We start from the raw sequence: 13905 nt of genomic DNA, 5'->3' as shown, positions 1-13905 counted from the left end.
CCATACGATGAACAACGGTGCTGGTTCGCCGTGCCCGTGACGGGTGTGGCGTCGTAAGAGGGAACCCGGTGTGAGTCCGGGACTGCCCCGCAGCGGTGAGTGGGAACGACAGCCGTCATCGAAGCACTGGACCGTGAGGTCTGGGAAGCGACGGCCAGTAGGTGACCGGGTGGATCCGGTCGCGCCCGCGAGTCCGAAGACCTGCCCGCACCGCGTGCACCGTCCGGTGTGCGCCGCCGACGGTCGCTCGGGACGGCCGGTGCGGAAGCCGGTACGCCGCCTGTACCTCTTCCCTCCCTGCCCCGATCGGCCTCGTGTGCTTCGAGGGAAGGGATCTCCATGAGTACCGCATTCGGTCAGAGCACCGTGCTGGGCTATCCGCGTATCGGGGGCAACCGGCAACTCAAGAAGGCCGTCGAGGCCTACTGGGCGGGCCGGATCGACGCCGAGGAGTTGGCGGCGACCTCTGCCGCGCTACGGGCGAAGGTCTGGCGGACGCTGCGCGACGCGCGCCTGGACGCGATCCCGTCCAACACGTTCTCCTACTATGACCACGTGCTGGACACGGCCGTCGCCGTCGGCGCGATCCCGCACCGGTTCGCCCGGCTCGGCCTCGGCGATCTCGGCACCTACTTCGCCATGGCCCGGGGCGTCGATGCCGAGCCGGCGCTCGAACTGACGAAGTGGTTCGACACCAACTACCACTATCTGGTTCCCGAGATCGGCTCCGACACCGCCTTCGCGGCGAATCCCGACAAGGCGCTGCGCGAGTACCGTGAGGCCCGCGAGCTGGGAATCGACAGCCGGCCGGTGCTGGTCGGGCCGGCCACATTCCTGCTGCTGGCCAAGCCCACCGAGGCGCGCGGCGAACCGTTCGACCGGTTGACCGACCTGGTCGACGTGTACGCCGACATCCTGCGATCCCTCGCTGCGGCGGGCGTGCGGTGGGTGCAGCTGGATGAGCCCGCCTACGTCGCCGACCGGAGCACCGCCGAGATCGACGCGCTGCGGGAGGCGTACACCCGGCTCGGCGCGGTGGAACAGCGGCCGGCGATCTTCGTCGCCACCTATTTCGGCGAGCTCGGTGACGCGCTGCCCGCCCTGCTCGACACGCCGGTCGAAGCGGTCGGCGTGGATCTGGTGGCCGGGCCCGGCAACCTGCGGCGGCTGGCCGGTGCGGGACCGCTGCGCGGCAAGACGATCGTGGCCGGCCTCGTCGACGGCCGCAACGTCTGGCGTACCGACCTGCGCGCCGCCGTTGCGGCTGGTGCCGCCGTTGCCGCCCTCGCCGACCACGTCGCCGTGTCCACCTCGTGCTCGCTGCTGCACGTGCCGGAGGACCTGTCCGCCGAGACCGCCCTCGACCCGGCGTTGGTTCAGCGGCTCGCCTTCGCCCGGCAGAAGGTTGATGAGGTCGTTCGGCTCGGCCGCGCGCTGCGCAACGGCACCACGTCCCTGCCCGAGCCGCTGCCGCCCACCCCCGCCGCATGGCGCGACGACACCGTACGCGGCCGGCTCGCCGCACTGCGCGCCGGGGACCGGCGGCGCGGCGCGTACCCGGAGCGAGCGGCGGCACAGCAGGCCCGGCTGAATCTGCCGCCCTTGCCGACCACGACCATCGGATCGTTCCCGCAGACCGACGAGCTGCGCCGCGCGCGTGCCGAGCATCGAGCCGGCCGCCTCGACGACACCGCCTACACCCGGCGAATGCGCGCCGAGGTCGAGCACGTCGTCCGGCTTCAGGAGCGGCTGGGTCTGGACGTGCTCGTGCACGGCGAGCCGGAACGAAACGACATGGTCCAGTACTTCGGCGAGCAGCTCGACGGGTTCGCCGCCACCGAACACGGCTGGGTCCAGTCCTACGGCTCCCGATGCGTGCGTCCGCCCGTCATCTACGGCGACGTGGCACGCAGGGCACCGATGACCGTCAACTGGTCCACCTACGCGCAGTCGCTGACCGACCGGCCGGTCAAGGGCATGCTCACCGGCCCGGTCACGATCCTGGCCTGGTCGTTCGTCCGCAGCGACCAGCCACTGGCAGACACCGCGGACCAGGTCGCGCTCGCCCTGCGCGACGAGTGCCGTGATCTCGAGGCAGCCGGTATCCGGGTCATCCAGGTCGACGAGCCGGCGCTGCGTGAGACGCTGCCACTGCGCAGGGCGGACCAGAAGGCGTACCTGGACTGGGCAGTCGGGGCGTTCCGCCTGGCCACCTGCGGAGTCGCCGACGACACCCAGATCCACACCCACCTGTGCTACTCGGAGTTCGGGGAGGTGATCACGTCCATCGACGCCCTCGACGCCGACGTCACAAGCATCGAGGCGTCCCGCTCCCGGATGGAGGTCCTCGACGACCTCGCTGCGATCGGATACCGCCGAGGTGTGGGGCCCGGCGTCTGGGACATCCACTCACCCCGGGTGCCGTCCCACGACGAGGTCGTCGGCGCGCTGCGCCGGGCGGTGGCCGCGGTGCCGGCCGAGCGGCTGTGGGTGAACCCCGACTGCGGCCTCAAGACGCGCGGCTATCCCGAGGTCGAGGCGTCCCTCCAGCACTTGGTCGCCGCCGCGGCCGAGCTGCGCGGACGCTGAGCCGGCGGGCCGGGCGGAACGCCGCGCCGTTCCGCCCGGCCCGGACCCGGTTCAGCCCTTGACAGACCGTGCCCCGACCGCCGGCGTCCGCCGGGGGCAGAGACCAGGCACGCAGGACGGTGTCCGGCACTAGATTGAGGCGGTGAGCCGGGGCGAACCATCGGTGGAGGCCGGTCCGTCGGGCGAGGACCTGACGGCAACGCTGCTGGCTGCGGCGCGTGCGGGCGACGGCGCGGCCTTCAGTCGCCTGGTCGCGCCGCTGCGGGACGAGCTGCGTGCGCACTGCTACCGGATGCTCGGTTCCTTCCACGACGCGGAGGACGCGGTTCAGGACACTATGGACCGGGCGTGGCGGGCTGTCGACCGGTTCGAGGGGCATTCGATCCGGTCATGGCTCTACCGGATCGCCACCAACCGGTCGCTGTCTCTCCTCCACTCGCGCGGGCGGCGTGAACTGCCCACCGATCTCACCGCCCAGGGCGTGTCCCGGGCCGAGGTGAGCTGGCTCGAACCGTACCCGGACCGCCTCGCGGCCCCGTCCGTCCAGCCGGACCCGGAGGCCCACGTGATCGCGAGGGAGGCCGTGGAACTCGCGTTCGTCGCCGCGTTGCAGCATCTGCCACCGCGACAACGTGCCGTTCTGCTGCTGCGCGACGTTCTCGGGTACTCCGCCGAGGAGACCGCCGCGATGCTGGTCTCCACCGTCGCCGCGGTCAACAGCGCGATGCAGCGCGCCCGCCGGATCGTCGCCGGGCTGACGCCGCCGGACAGTCAGCAGCGGATCCTCGCCGACCTGGGCGACGCGGGGCAGCGGGAGGTGGCCAGGCGGTACGCCGAGGCGTGGGAGTCCGGCGACGTCGAGACGATCGTGGCGATGCTGACGGAGGACGCGCGGTACTCGATGCCGCCGCTGACCATCTGGTACGAGGGCCATGCGCAGATCCGCGGTTTCCTGGCTGAGGTGACCGCGGGGCGAAGGTGGCGGTTCCGGCGGGCGAGTGCCAACGGGCAGCTCGCTTTCGGGACGTACCTGTGGGACGACTCGGCTGCCGCCTACCTGCCGGCGGGGCTGGACCTGCTCGTGCTGCGGGGGCGCCGGGTGGCCGAGGTCGTCTCGTTCCTCGACGCGCGCCTGCCCGCCTTCGACCTGCCGGATCGGCTGCCGGAAAGTTCGCGCGGACGCGATGAGTTCGCGGTCCGGTCGGGGTTGTAGTCCTGACGGGTTTCACCAGCCACGAAGGGCAGAGCCGACATGCCGAGCAACGAAGAACAGATCCGCGCCCTGGTCGAGCGCTGGGCCGCCGCGGTTCACGACGGGAACCTTGCCGGCGTCCTGGCCGACCATGCCGAGGACCTGGTGATGTTCGACGTGCCGCCGCCGTACGAGGGCGTACGCGGGCTGGACGCCTACCGGGAGATCTGGCCGCCCTTCTTCAGGTGGCAGGCACAGGGCGCGTCGTTCGAGGTCGAGTCGCTGGACGTCGTCGCAGGCGAGGACGTGGCCTTCGCGTACGCGCTCGTGCGCTGCGGCACGGCGGCCGACTTCGCCGCACGTCCGGCGAACCGCCTGCGGGTGACGTTCGGCCTGCGGACGCGGGAGGGCCGGTGGGTCGTCACCCACGAACACCACTCCTTCCCGCTCGCCGATCCCGCCGCCGAGGCGGCTCCGGACGCGGCCGTCGCCGAGGCGGAGGTACGCGGGCTCCACCGGCGCTGGTTCGACGGCACCGCGGCCAAGGATCTCGATGCCCTGATGGAGGCCGTCGCCGACGACGTGGTCTCGTACGAGCACGACCAGCCGCTGCGACACGTCGGCGTGAACGCGGTCCGCGAGATCTGCGCGGCGGGCCTGGCGGCGTCGGGTGACGGATCAGTCGCCTGGGACGTGCCCGACCTGACGATCGTGGTCGACGGCGACCTCGCCGTCGCGTGGGGCCTCAACCACGTCTCGGTACGCCCGAACCTTGGTCCGTCGATCGAGAGCTGGTCCCGGGGCACCCGGGTCTTCCAGCGACGCGACGGGGCCTGGCTGATGACCCACCAGCACCTCTCCTACCCGTACGACCCCTCGACCGGGACGGCGCGGACGGATCTGCGCCCGTAGCGGCGCGAGCACGACGTCGCACACCGAGTCGTCCATCGACGTTCATCCAACAGATCGGCGCGCGTAAGCTCCGCACGGTCGGATCTGGGGAACCTACGGAGGAGGTTCCATGGATCGTCGAACGATGTTGCGGGCCACTGTTGTCGGTGCGGGCGCTGTCGCCCTGCCGTTCACGGCATGGTCGGCCGCGTACGGAGCCCCGGCGCAGAACGCGGCGGGCCCCTACGGTGGGCTCCAGCCCGCCGACGCCAACGGCATCCAATTGCCGGCCGGCTTCACCAGCTCGATCGTCGCGCGGTCCCGTCGGACGGTGCCGGGGACGTCGTACACCTGGCACGACGCTCCGGACGGTGGCGCCGTGTTCCCGAACGGCACCGGCTGGATCTACGTGTCGAACTCCGAGGTGTCAGCCGGGGCGGGCGGCGGTGCCTCACGACTCGTCTTCGACTCCAGCGGTGCCGTGATCGGGGCGTCGCGGATCCTCGCCGGAACCGACAACAACTGCGCCGGCGGGAAGACACCGTGGAACACCTGGCTCTCCTGCGAGGAGGTGTCCCTGGGCCGGGTCTTCGAGACGTACCCCCTCGGCGGGACCGCCGTGGCGCGTCCCGCGATGGGCCGGTTCAAGCACGAGGCCGCAGCGGCCGACCCGGTCCGCCGGGTCGTCTACCTGACCGAGGACGAGACCGACGGCAAGTTCTACCGGTTCGTGCCGGCCACCTGGGGCGACCTCTCCGCCGGAACCCTCCAAGTCTTCCGCGCCGGTACGGCGACCTCCGGCACGTTCACCTGGGCCACGGTGCCCGATCCGGACGGCTCGCCCACCCCGACCCGGCAGCAGGTGTCCGGCGCGAAGACGTTCAACGGCGGCGAGGGCTGTCACTACGCGGACGACACCGTCTGGTTCACCACGAAGGGCGACAACCGCGTCTGGCAGGTCAACCTGGCTTCCGGCACGTACGAGCTCGCCTACGACGACAACCTGGTCAGTCCGGGCACCCCTCCGCTGACCGGGGTCGACAACATCACCGGGTCCACTGCAGGTGACCTGTACGTCGCCGAGGACGGCGGCAACATGGAGATCTGCATGATCACGCCCGACGACAAGATCTCGGTCTTCCTGCGGATCACCGGACAGAGCGGCTCGGAGATCACCGGGCCGGCGTTCACCCCGGCGGGGGACCGGCTGTACTTCTCCTCGCAACGCGGCACGACCGGCTCGTCGTCCGGCGGCATCACCTACTGCGTCACCGGGCCGTTCCGCCGATGACCGGCTCCCGGCCGCGGCCGGCCACCACGGGGCCGGCGTACGGCTGGGTCGGCGCTCCGGTCAGCGCCCCGTGCCACCGGCGGCCGAGGTCGGACGAGCCGTTCTTTCCACTGTCTTACGGGACAGACGCGCTGGCCAACATCCCGGGACCTCGTCCTTCTGCGGGAGCGGCACCGTGTCCGCCGGCTGTGGCGAGGTCATGATCCAATGAAGCGCATGATTCTCCAGCGCATCGCGGCCGGCCTCCTGTTGCTGATCGGGCTTCTGGCGATGGCGGCCACCCACACCTTCCCGTTCCTCGACGACCTCTCCGAACCGGCCGAGTCGGCGGTCGCGATCGGGGGCGCGGCGTGCCTGCTGGCAGGGGTGTGGCTGTGGTGGCGCAAGCCGGTGGACCGGTCGTCCGCGCCGTCGGCCGGCGACGGTGGGAGTCCGTGACGGAGGCGGCAGGGCCGGCGTGCTCGGCGCGCGGTCCCGGCGGCGGCGTCGGATACTGAGCCGATGACCAACCCCGACCTCGATCCCGAGCTGTACCCGCCGATCGACCCGCGTGAGGACGTGCCGGACGACCCCGGCGAGCTCCTCCCGGACACGCCCGGCGAACTGCCCGAGGCGCCGGTCGAGCCGATGCCCGACGACGGGGAGCCCGGGGGCGTACCCGAACCGGCCTGACCGGCCGCCGCCGGGGCACCCATAGATCGACGATGATGGATAATCCTGTGGTGACCGGTGCGCCGACCGCAGGGGAGACCGGATGAGGATCGTCGACGCCCGGGTGATCGTGACCTGCCCCGGCCGCAACTTCGTGACGCTGAAGGTCGTCACCGACGAGGGAGTCACCGGCGTCGGCGACGCCACCCTCAACGGCCGGGAGCTGGCCGTCGCGTCCTACCTGCGGGACCATGTCGTGCCGCTGCTGATCGGGCGCGACCCGGCCCGGATCGAGGACACCTGGCAGTACCTCTACCAGGGGTCGTACTGGCGGCGCGGGCCGGTCACGATGAGCGCCGTCGCCGCCGTGGACACCGCGCTGTGGGACATCAAGGGCAAGGTCGCCGGGCTGCCGGTCTACCAGCTGCTCGGCGGCCGGTCCCGCGAGGGCGTGACCGTGTACGGGCACGCGAACGGCGAGACCGTCGACGAGGTGCTGACCGAGGTAGCCCGCTTCGTCGACCTCGGCTATCGCGCGGTGCGGGTGCAGTGCGGCGTGCCCGGCCTGCCCCGGACGTACGGCGTCAGCGCCGACAAGATGTTCTACGAGCCCGCCGACGCCGCGCTGCCGACCGAGACGACCTGGTCGACCGAGGCCTACCTGGCCCACGTGCCGGGCGTGTTCGCCCGGGTCCGCGAGGAGTTCGGCCCCACCCTCCGCCTGCTGCACGACGTGCACCACAGGCTCACCCCGATCGAGGCGGCGCGGCTCGGCAAGAGCCTGGAGCCGTACGCGCTGACCTGGATGGAGGATCCCGTCCCGGCGGATCTGCAGGAGGGCTTCCGGCTCATCCGCTCGCACACCACCACGCCGATCGCGGTCGGCGAGGTCTTCAGCAGCATCTGGGACGCCGCCCAGCTCATCCGGGAACAGCTCATCGACTACGTCCGCACCACTGTGGTCCACGCAGGTGGGATCACCCACCTGCGACGCATCTTCGACCTCGCCGCGCTGCACCACGTCCGCAGCGGCTCGCACGGCGCCACCGACCTCTCCCCGGTCTGCATGGCCGCCGCGCTGCACCTGGACATCGCCATCCCCAACTTCGGCCTGCAGGAGTACATGCGGCACACCGAGCAGACGGACGAGGTGTTCCCGCACGGCTACCACTACGACGGCGGCTACCTGCATCCGGCCGAGACTCCGGGGCTCGGGGTGGACATCGACGAGCAGGCGGCGGCCCGCTACCCGTACGCGCCGGCCTACCTGCCGGTGAACCGGCTGGCGGACGGCACCGTGCACCCCTGGTGAGCGCGCCGGTTCAGTGGATGCGGCGACCGTGCGCGTCCGGCACCCCGGACTTGCGGAAGAAGTAGGTGTTGATCTGGTCCCGCCACTCGACGGCGCTGCGGAACTGTTCGTCGAGGCGCTCGGCCACCCGGTCGTGGACGGCCCGGTCGACCGCCCCGGCGAGGAGCCGCCACCGCTCCCGCATAGCCGCCACCTCCTCGACCCCGGCGAAGTGCGTGTCGTAGATGTGCTGGATCACGGTGCGGCCGCTGTGCAGCACGTGCCGGTACGGGACGTGATGGAAGAACAGCAGCAGCTCGTCGGGGCAGCGCTCGCGTGACTCGTACACTTCTGCCCACGGCGGCGGGTACTGGCCGGTGAAGCCGGTCCCGGTCGCCCGGGTCCGGTCCACCCCGACGCCGTCACGGTCGGCGAAGTGGTACGTGCCCCACGGCGTGTACTCGTAGCCGTCCACGTCCGGGCCGTAGTGGTGACCGGGCCGCACCATGAACCCGACGCCGAGCGGGGCGGTGTAGCGCTCGTAGGTGCGCCAGGAATCGTCCATGATCGCGTGCATCGTCCGCCGCACCGCTTCCGGATCGCCGGTGCTGACCGGCAGCCACGTCAGCTCGATCCACTCGTCGAGGATCGCGCCGGGATCCAGCAGCGGATCCCAGGCGAGCCGGCCGAAGGCGTACAGGTTCGCCTGGGCCAGCGGGTGCCCGGTCCAGAACCTGTCGTCGCCCACGTTGGACACGGCGACCAGGCCGCCGCCGGTGCCCGCCCGGCCGGCCGCCACGTCGGCGATCGTGCCGCCGGCCTCGCCCCACGGCCGGAACCGCAGCACCTCGCTCCACCAGGGCGCGAGGTAGCAGACGTGCCGCTGCTGGCCGGTGTACTCCTGCGTCGCCTGCACCTCCACCGCCAGCCGGGTCGCAGGCATCGCGGCGAGCACCGGGGACACCGGTTCGCGTGGCTGGAAGTCGATCGGGCCGAACTTCACCTGGAGGATCACGTTGTCGGCGAACCGTCCGTCCAGCGGCGCGAAGTGGTCGTGCGCGGCCCGGGCCCGGTCGGTCGACCGGTCCCGCCAGTCCTGGTGGTGGTCGTAGACGAACGCCCGCCAGCGCACCACGCCTCCGTGCGGGGCGAGCGCCTCGGCGAGCAGGTTCGCGCCGTCGGCGTGGTCGCGCCCGTAGGCGAACGGACCGGGCCGGCCCTCGGAGTCGGCCTTGACCAGATAACCGCCGAAGTCGGGGATCCGCCGGTAGACCTGCCGGGTGGCGGCGGCCCACCAGGCCCGTACCCGCTCGTCCAGCGGATCGGCGGTGGACAGGCCGCCGAGGACCACCGGGGCGGCGAAGGTCACCGACAGATGCACCCGGATGCCGTACGGGCGGAGCACCTCGGCGATCTCCGCGACGTCGCCGAGCCGGTCGGTCAGCAGCCGCGCCTCGGTGTCGTGCACGTTGACGTTGTTCACGCAGATCGCGTTGACGCCGCAGGCGGCGAGCAGGCGGGCGTAGTCGCGGAGCCGGGCGGGCTCGCGCCGGGCGGCGCCGTCGCACCAGAACAGGGAGCCGCCGGCGTAGCCCCGCTCGACCTGGCCCGACACCGGGTGTACGGCCACGTTGTCCCAGTGGTCGAGCATCCGCCGGTCCAGTGCCGGTCGGTGCCGCCGCGCCGGGAGGTCGTCGTCGAAGGCCGCCGCGCCGAGCCGGACCACGTGGAACATCCCGTACAGCAGGCCGGCCGGCGCGTCGGCCAGGACCACTGTCACGCCGTCCACCCGCGCCAGCAGGTACCCCTCGTCGCCGAGGGAGCCGTCACCGGTGCCGTTCACCGCCGGTGTCGCGCCGAGCCGGGCCGTCTCGGCTGCCGCGTTCGGCACCGGGCCGGCGCCGCGCAGGGCCAGCACCAGGTCGGCGTCGACCTGCCACGGCGGACCGTGCCAGAGCCGTCCGCCGTACCGGGTGCAGGCCCGGCTCACCTCGTCGAGGACGGTGTCGACCAGCAGGCCGTCGCCGTGCACCAGCACCCCGCGCGAGCCGAGTTCGCGGAACGCCGCTGGTGGGAGCCAGGCGGCGTGCCAGGCCGACTCGCCGGCGTCGGCGGACGCCCGGCCGGTGACCGGAACGCTCATGCGGTGAACTCCGCCCGGATCTCGTCGATCATGGGGTCGCCGATCCGCAGCAGCGCCAGCACCAGGAGCGCGGCGAGCAGGGCGAGTACCGCCTCGGAGAACACCGCGGTGACGCCGGCGGCGGCGGCCAGCAGCACGACGTTGCCGACTGTGACGCCGGGCTTGCGCGCCACGTAGTAGACGGCGAGCCGGAGCACGTCGCGGGTGCGGAAGGCGAACAGGGAGACGATCACCAGCGCGTTGACCCCGACCAGGACCACCCCCGCCCCGACCACCACCAGCGGCACTGCCCACCAGCCGGGGACGGCGGCGGCGGGCAGGTTCGCCAGGTTGACAGCGATGACGGCCAGCCACAGCAGCGTCGGCGTCCAGACGCGCAGCACGCCCGGCAGGTTGGCCCGGTAGGCCCGGCGGAACGCGGCGGCGGGCCGGAGATCGGTCAGGTCGGGGCGCTGGTGCCGCAGCGTGTACAGCGCGGCCGAGACGGCCGGACCGACCGGCAGCGCGGCGGCGGCGACCAGCGGGAGGTTGCTGCTGTCGCGGTCGAGCAGCACGAGCACGGCCAGGCCGGGCAGCACGCTCACCAGGAGCAGCAGTTCGACCACGAGCAGGGTGTGGACCCTCGCGGCGGCCCGCGACAACGGCCCGTCGCCGAACTCCCGCAGCCCGCCGGTCGCGCCGGTCACCGTCGGTCCCCGGGCGGGTCGAGCAACCTGTCGTCCCACCACGGCGGCGTCTCGTCCACCACCGGCGTCAGCTCGGCGACTGTCACCTCGTGCCGGGTGAGGACGAGGTCGAGGTCGGCCCGCCCGGCCGCGACCGGCACTGCCCGATGGGTACGGGCCGGCTCGGCGGCCTCCCGCAACGCGTCGAGTTGCCGGGGCCGTGGCGAGTGCGGGCTGCCCATCTCGCGCCAGGCCGCGAAGGCGTTGCCGGCGTCCTCGCCCACCGACGAGCGGAGCAGGAACGCCGACGCGGTGCCGGGAGGGCCGATCGGCACCGACAGCGACAGGGTGTGCCGCTCGGGTGCCGGCTCCCGGCCGGTGCCGTCGACGGGGGCCCAGGCCAGCACCGCGATCCGGCCGTCGGGGTGCCGGGTGACGAGGTGGTCCGGTCCGCGGGCGAGCACCTCGTCGCCGAGCCGGGCCATGAACGCGTACAGGTGGTAGGTGGGTTTCTTGATCTGCCGGTGGGTGAGCAGGCCGAAGCCGCCGTGCAGCGGCGCGGTCGGCACCCCCTCCTCCTCGAACACGTCGCTGAAGGTCCAGTAGGAGAAGGAGTCGACCAGGTCCCCGCCGCCGGCCAGCACCGGAGCGAGGTAGGCGGCGTGGAAGGCCGTGTCGTGGATCGGGTTGTCCGGCCGGTAGGAGGAGTTGAACTCGGTGATGTGCACCGGAAGGTCGGCCAGCGCGGTGCCGGCCAGGTGCCGCCGGGGCGCGGCGAACTGCTCCAGCAGGTCCGCGGCCGGGGCGAGGGTCTGCCGGGTGCCGAACGGCAGGTGCCGCGCCGGGCCGGAGGTGTAGGCGTGCCGGCTGACGAAATCGACAGGCACGTCGCGGTCGGTGACGAACTCGGCGAACGGCTTGAGCCACTCGTCGGCGCCGGGGGAGAGGGCCGGCCCGCCGACCTGAAGCGCCGCGTCGACGTCCTTGACGGCGTGCGCCGACACCTCGTACAGGCGGTGGTAGGCGTCCTGGTCGGCGCCGGACCAGAACGCCGTCAGGTTCGGCTCGTTCCACACCTCGACCGGCCAGCCGCGCACCTCGTCGAGGCCGTACCTGTCGACCAGGTGGGCCACCGTGGCGCGGACCAGGTCACCCCATTCGGTGTACGACCGGGGAGGCGTCACGTTGCCCCGCCACCAGAACACCGTCTGGTCGCCGGAGGCGAGCGCCGAGGGCATGAACCCCAGCTCCACGAAGGGCCGAATGCCCAGTGCGAGGTAGGCGTCGACGACCTGGTCGACGTAGGTGAAGGCGTGCCGCACCCGGCGCTCGCCCCGGTAGTCGTACGGGCGGTGCACGCCGACGCCGTCGCTGAGCAGCCCGTGCCCGCGGATGTGCCGGAACCCGATGTCCCGCTGCACCAGCGCCAGCGAGTCCTGATAGTCGCGTCGCAGCGCCAGGTCGAACCGGCCGGTGCCCACGCAGGTACGCCAGGCGTCGGTCAGCCGCCCGACGGGCCGGTCGGGGACGAGGAGCCGCGTCATCCGTGGTTCTTGCGGTACCGGTCGTACGCCTTGTTGACCAGGTCGATGTAGGCCTGCGCGTTCTTGCCCTTCAGCTCCGAGACGTAGGCGTCCCACTCACTCAGCGGCCGCTGGCCGAGGGCGAACTTCAGCGTGTTCTGGGTGACGTGGTCCTTCAGCGCGGTCGCCCACAGCGTCGTCTGCTCCCGCTCGGAGTCGCTGAGCGGCGCGGGCGGCGGAGTCACCCAGGGCGCGGCCTTGCGGGCGTTCATCTCCTTCTGGAACTCCAGCTCCTCGGGCGAGAAGAACGACTGCACCAGGTCGAGCTTGCCGCCGTAGGCGAAGACGCCGTTGTAGAAGCCGAAGTCCTTCTGCAGGTGCTTGGTGCCCTTGGGGTTGAGGCCGATGACGTTGACGTCCGGGGCGAGGCTGCGCTTGCCCGAGCCGTCAGTGGTGTACGTGGTTCCCTCGACGCCCCACTTGGCGAACTCCTGGCCGGCGTCGGAGTACCAGAGCCAGTCGACGAACTGCATCATGGCCACGAAGTTCTTGCCGTCGCGCGCCTTGCTGGAGATCATCACGCCGTTCTCCAGCCGGCTCGCCGGGTTGACGGCTCCGGCCGGCCCGACCGGGAAGAGGATCTTGCCGAGCCGGGCGTTCGGGTTGATCTTCGCGATGTCCGGGCGGTAGTCGTTCACCAGGGTCTGTGCGTTCGTGCTGATCACGAAGGACTTGCCGCTGGCGAGCTTCTGCCGGGCCTGGTCGTCGGTCTGGGTGAACGTCTCCGGGTCGAGCAGCCCTTCGGCGACCAGCTTGTGGAGGTACTCCACCACCTGCCGGTAGCCGTCCGAGGCGCCGGTGAAGACGTACTTCCCGGCCCCTTCGTCCCAGCTCGTCGGCTGGTAGTTCCAGCCGGCGCCGGGCAGGCCGTGCGCGAGGGCCAGCATGTTCAGCAGGTTGCCGGCCGGGTTGGGCTTGCCGAACCGGTCGGAGAACGGGATGACGTCCGGGTGGGCCGCCTTCATCGCCTTGAGCATGGCGTACACCTCGTCCCAGGTGGTCGGGGACGGGATCTTCAACTGCTCCAGCACGTCGGTGCGGACCGCGAGCGTGTAGTCCTGCCAGGGCTTCTCGTGCAGGCCGGGCAGCAGGTAGAACTTGCCGTCCTCCTGCCGGAGCGTGTCCATCTCCGGCTTGAGGTTCCACTTCTCGATCTTGTCCTTGAAGTGCGGCATCAGGTCGAGGTAGTCGCTGACCGGCAGGATGGCGCCGGAGGAGACGTACGAGTTCTCCTGCGGGTGGTAGGTCTTCGGGATGATCATCGGGGCGTCGCCGGAGCCGACCAGCACACTGCGCTTCTGCTCGTAGTCGCTCAGCGGCACGGCGACCGGGTCCAGCTTGACGTTCGTCCGCCCGGCCAGCTCGGTCCAGAACAGCCACTCCGGCTTGAGCGGGTAGTTCGGGTGGTTGTTGTAGAGGATCGAGAACGTGACCGGCGCGGTGGCCTTGAACTGGTCCCCGACACCGTATTTCTCCATCGCGCCGGCGCGGTTGCGATCGAGGTCCTTCTTGTCCGGGGCGTCGTCGCCGCAACCCGCCAGGGAGACGACGGCGGCCGCGCCGGTGGCGAGCAGTACCTGGCGCCGGGACAGCTTGGCCATGAATCTTT

11 protein-coding genes and 1 riboswitch are annotated in these 13905 nt (G+C 71.6%); of the genes, 7 read left to right on the top strand and 4 right to left on the bottom strand.

The genetic code is table 11. The features are described from left to right. The first annotated feature begins 4 nt into the window (after window positions 1–4). Window positions 5–223: riboswitch (cobalamin riboswitch) on the top strand. 116 nt (window positions 224–339) lie between these two features. From metE to manD, 7 genes are all read left to right on the top strand, one after another. Continuing rightward, complete coding sequence (gene metE / locus O7611_RS17530) at window positions 340–2589, top strand: 5-methyltetrahydropteroyltriglutamate--homocysteine S-methyltransferase (protein WP_269697244.1); 2250 nt, start codon at window positions 340–342, stop codon at window positions 2587–2589. A 190-nt stretch (window positions 2590–2779) separates the two neighbouring features. Continuing rightward, window positions 2780–3802 carry a sigma-70 family RNA polymerase sigma factor gene (locus tag O7611_RS17525; protein WP_370585015.1) on the top strand — a complete coding sequence of 341 codons (1023 nt, stop codon included), beginning with the start codon at window positions 2780–2782 and terminating at the stop codon, window positions 3800–3802. 39 nt (window positions 3803–3841) lie between these two features. Next, window positions 3842–4693, top strand: a complete 852-nt coding sequence (locus O7611_RS17520) for a nuclear transport factor 2 family protein (protein WP_269697243.1) — start codon at window positions 3842–3844, stop codon at window positions 4691–4693. A gap of 109 nt (window positions 4694–4802) precedes the next feature. Then, window positions 4803–5963 carry an alkaline phosphatase PhoX gene (locus O7611_RS17515; RefSeq protein ID WP_194802744.1) on the top strand — a complete coding sequence of 387 codons (1161 nt, stop codon included), beginning with the start codon at window positions 4803–4805 and terminating at the stop codon, window positions 5961–5963. 207 nt (window positions 5964–6170) lie between these two features. Next, window positions 6171–6401 carry a hypothetical protein gene (locus tag O7611_RS17510; protein ID WP_194802745.1) on the top strand — a complete coding sequence of 77 codons (231 nt, stop codon included), beginning with the start codon at window positions 6171–6173 and terminating at the stop codon, window positions 6399–6401. Between the two features lie 63 nt (window positions 6402–6464). Beyond that, entirely contained in the window at window positions 6465–6635 is a 171-nt protein-coding gene (locus O7611_RS17505) for a hypothetical protein (RefSeq protein WP_184686617.1), read from the top strand. A gap of 82 nt (window positions 6636–6717) precedes the next feature. After that, window positions 6718–7926, top strand: coding sequence for a D-mannonate dehydratase ManD (gene manD / locus O7611_RS17500; RefSeq protein WP_269697242.1), 1209 nt, complete (start codon window positions 6718–6720; stop codon window positions 7924–7926). Window positions 7927–7936: 10 nt separating this feature from the next. Here the strand turns inward: manD and O7611_RS17495 are convergent, their stop codons facing one another. The 4 genes from O7611_RS17495 to O7611_RS17480 are packed head-to-tail and all read right to left on the bottom strand — an operon-like array spanning window position 7937 to window position 13897. Further along, window positions 7937–10048: an alpha-glucuronidase gene (locus tag O7611_RS17495; RefSeq protein WP_269697241.1), complete on the bottom strand. Its 2112-nt coding sequence runs from the start codon at window positions 10046–10048 to the stop codon at window positions 7937–7939. Further along, entirely contained in the window at window positions 10045–10734 is a 690-nt protein-coding gene (locus O7611_RS17490; protein ID WP_269697240.1) for a hypothetical protein, read from the bottom strand. The genes O7611_RS17495 and O7611_RS17490 overlap by 4 nt, the downstream gene beginning before the upstream one ends. Then, complete coding sequence (locus tag O7611_RS17485) at window positions 10731–12257, bottom strand: GH39 family glycosyl hydrolase (RefSeq protein ID WP_269697239.1); 1527 nt, start codon at window positions 12255–12257, stop codon at window positions 10731–10733. The genes O7611_RS17490 and O7611_RS17485 overlap by 4 nt, the downstream gene beginning before the upstream one ends. After that, window positions 12254–13897 (bottom strand): ABC transporter substrate-binding protein, encoded by a 1644-nt coding sequence (locus tag O7611_RS17480; RefSeq protein WP_269697238.1) that lies wholly within the window; start codon window positions 13895–13897, stop codon window positions 12254–12256. Before O7611_RS17480 ends, O7611_RS17485 begins: the two co-directional genes overlap by 4 nt. Window positions 13898–13905 lie beyond the last annotated feature (8 nt).

Source organism: Micromonospora sp. WMMC273, assembly GCF_027460285.1.
GTDB lineage: Bacteria > Actinomycetota > Actinomycetes > Mycobacteriales > Micromonosporaceae > Micromonospora > Micromonospora aurantiaca.
Note: the sequence above shows the minus strand (reverse complement) of the source record. Positions and strands in the feature narration are given on the sequence as shown.

What these genes read in the sequence shown, in the direction of transcription:
- O7611_RS17515 (WP_194802744.1), top strand. Translation starts at nt 4,803, where the DNA reads ATGGATCGTCGAACGATGTTGCGGGCCACTGTTGTCGGTGCGGGCGCT.
- metE (WP_269697244.1), top strand. Translation starts at nt 340, where the DNA reads ATGAGTACCGCATTCGGTCAGAGCACCGTGCTGGGCTATCCGCGTATC.
- manD (WP_269697242.1), top strand. Translation starts at nt 6,718, where the DNA reads ATGAGGATCGTCGACGCCCGGGTGATCGTGACCTGCCCCGGCCGCAAC.
- O7611_RS17495 (WP_269697241.1), bottom strand. Translation starts at nt 10,048, where the DNA reads ATGAGCGTTCCGGTCACCGGCCGGGCGTCCGCCGACGCCGGCGAGTCG.
- O7611_RS17520 (WP_269697243.1), top strand. Translation starts at nt 3,842, where the DNA reads ATGCCGAGCAACGAAGAACAGATCCGCGCCCTGGTCGAGCGCTGGGCC.
- O7611_RS17485 (WP_269697239.1), bottom strand. Translation starts at nt 12,257, where the DNA reads ATGACGCGGCTCCTCGTCCCCGACCGGCCCGTCGGGCGGCTGACCGAC.
- O7611_RS17480 (WP_269697238.1), bottom strand. Translation starts at nt 13,897, where the DNA reads ATGGCCAAGCTGTCCCGGCGCCAGGTACTGCTCGCCACCGGCGCGGCC.
- O7611_RS17505 (WP_184686617.1), top strand. Translation starts at nt 6,465, where the DNA reads ATGACCAACCCCGACCTCGATCCCGAGCTGTACCCGCCGATCGACCCG.
- O7611_RS17510 (WP_194802745.1), top strand. Translation starts at nt 6,171, where the DNA reads ATGAAGCGCATGATTCTCCAGCGCATCGCGGCCGGCCTCCTGTTGCTG.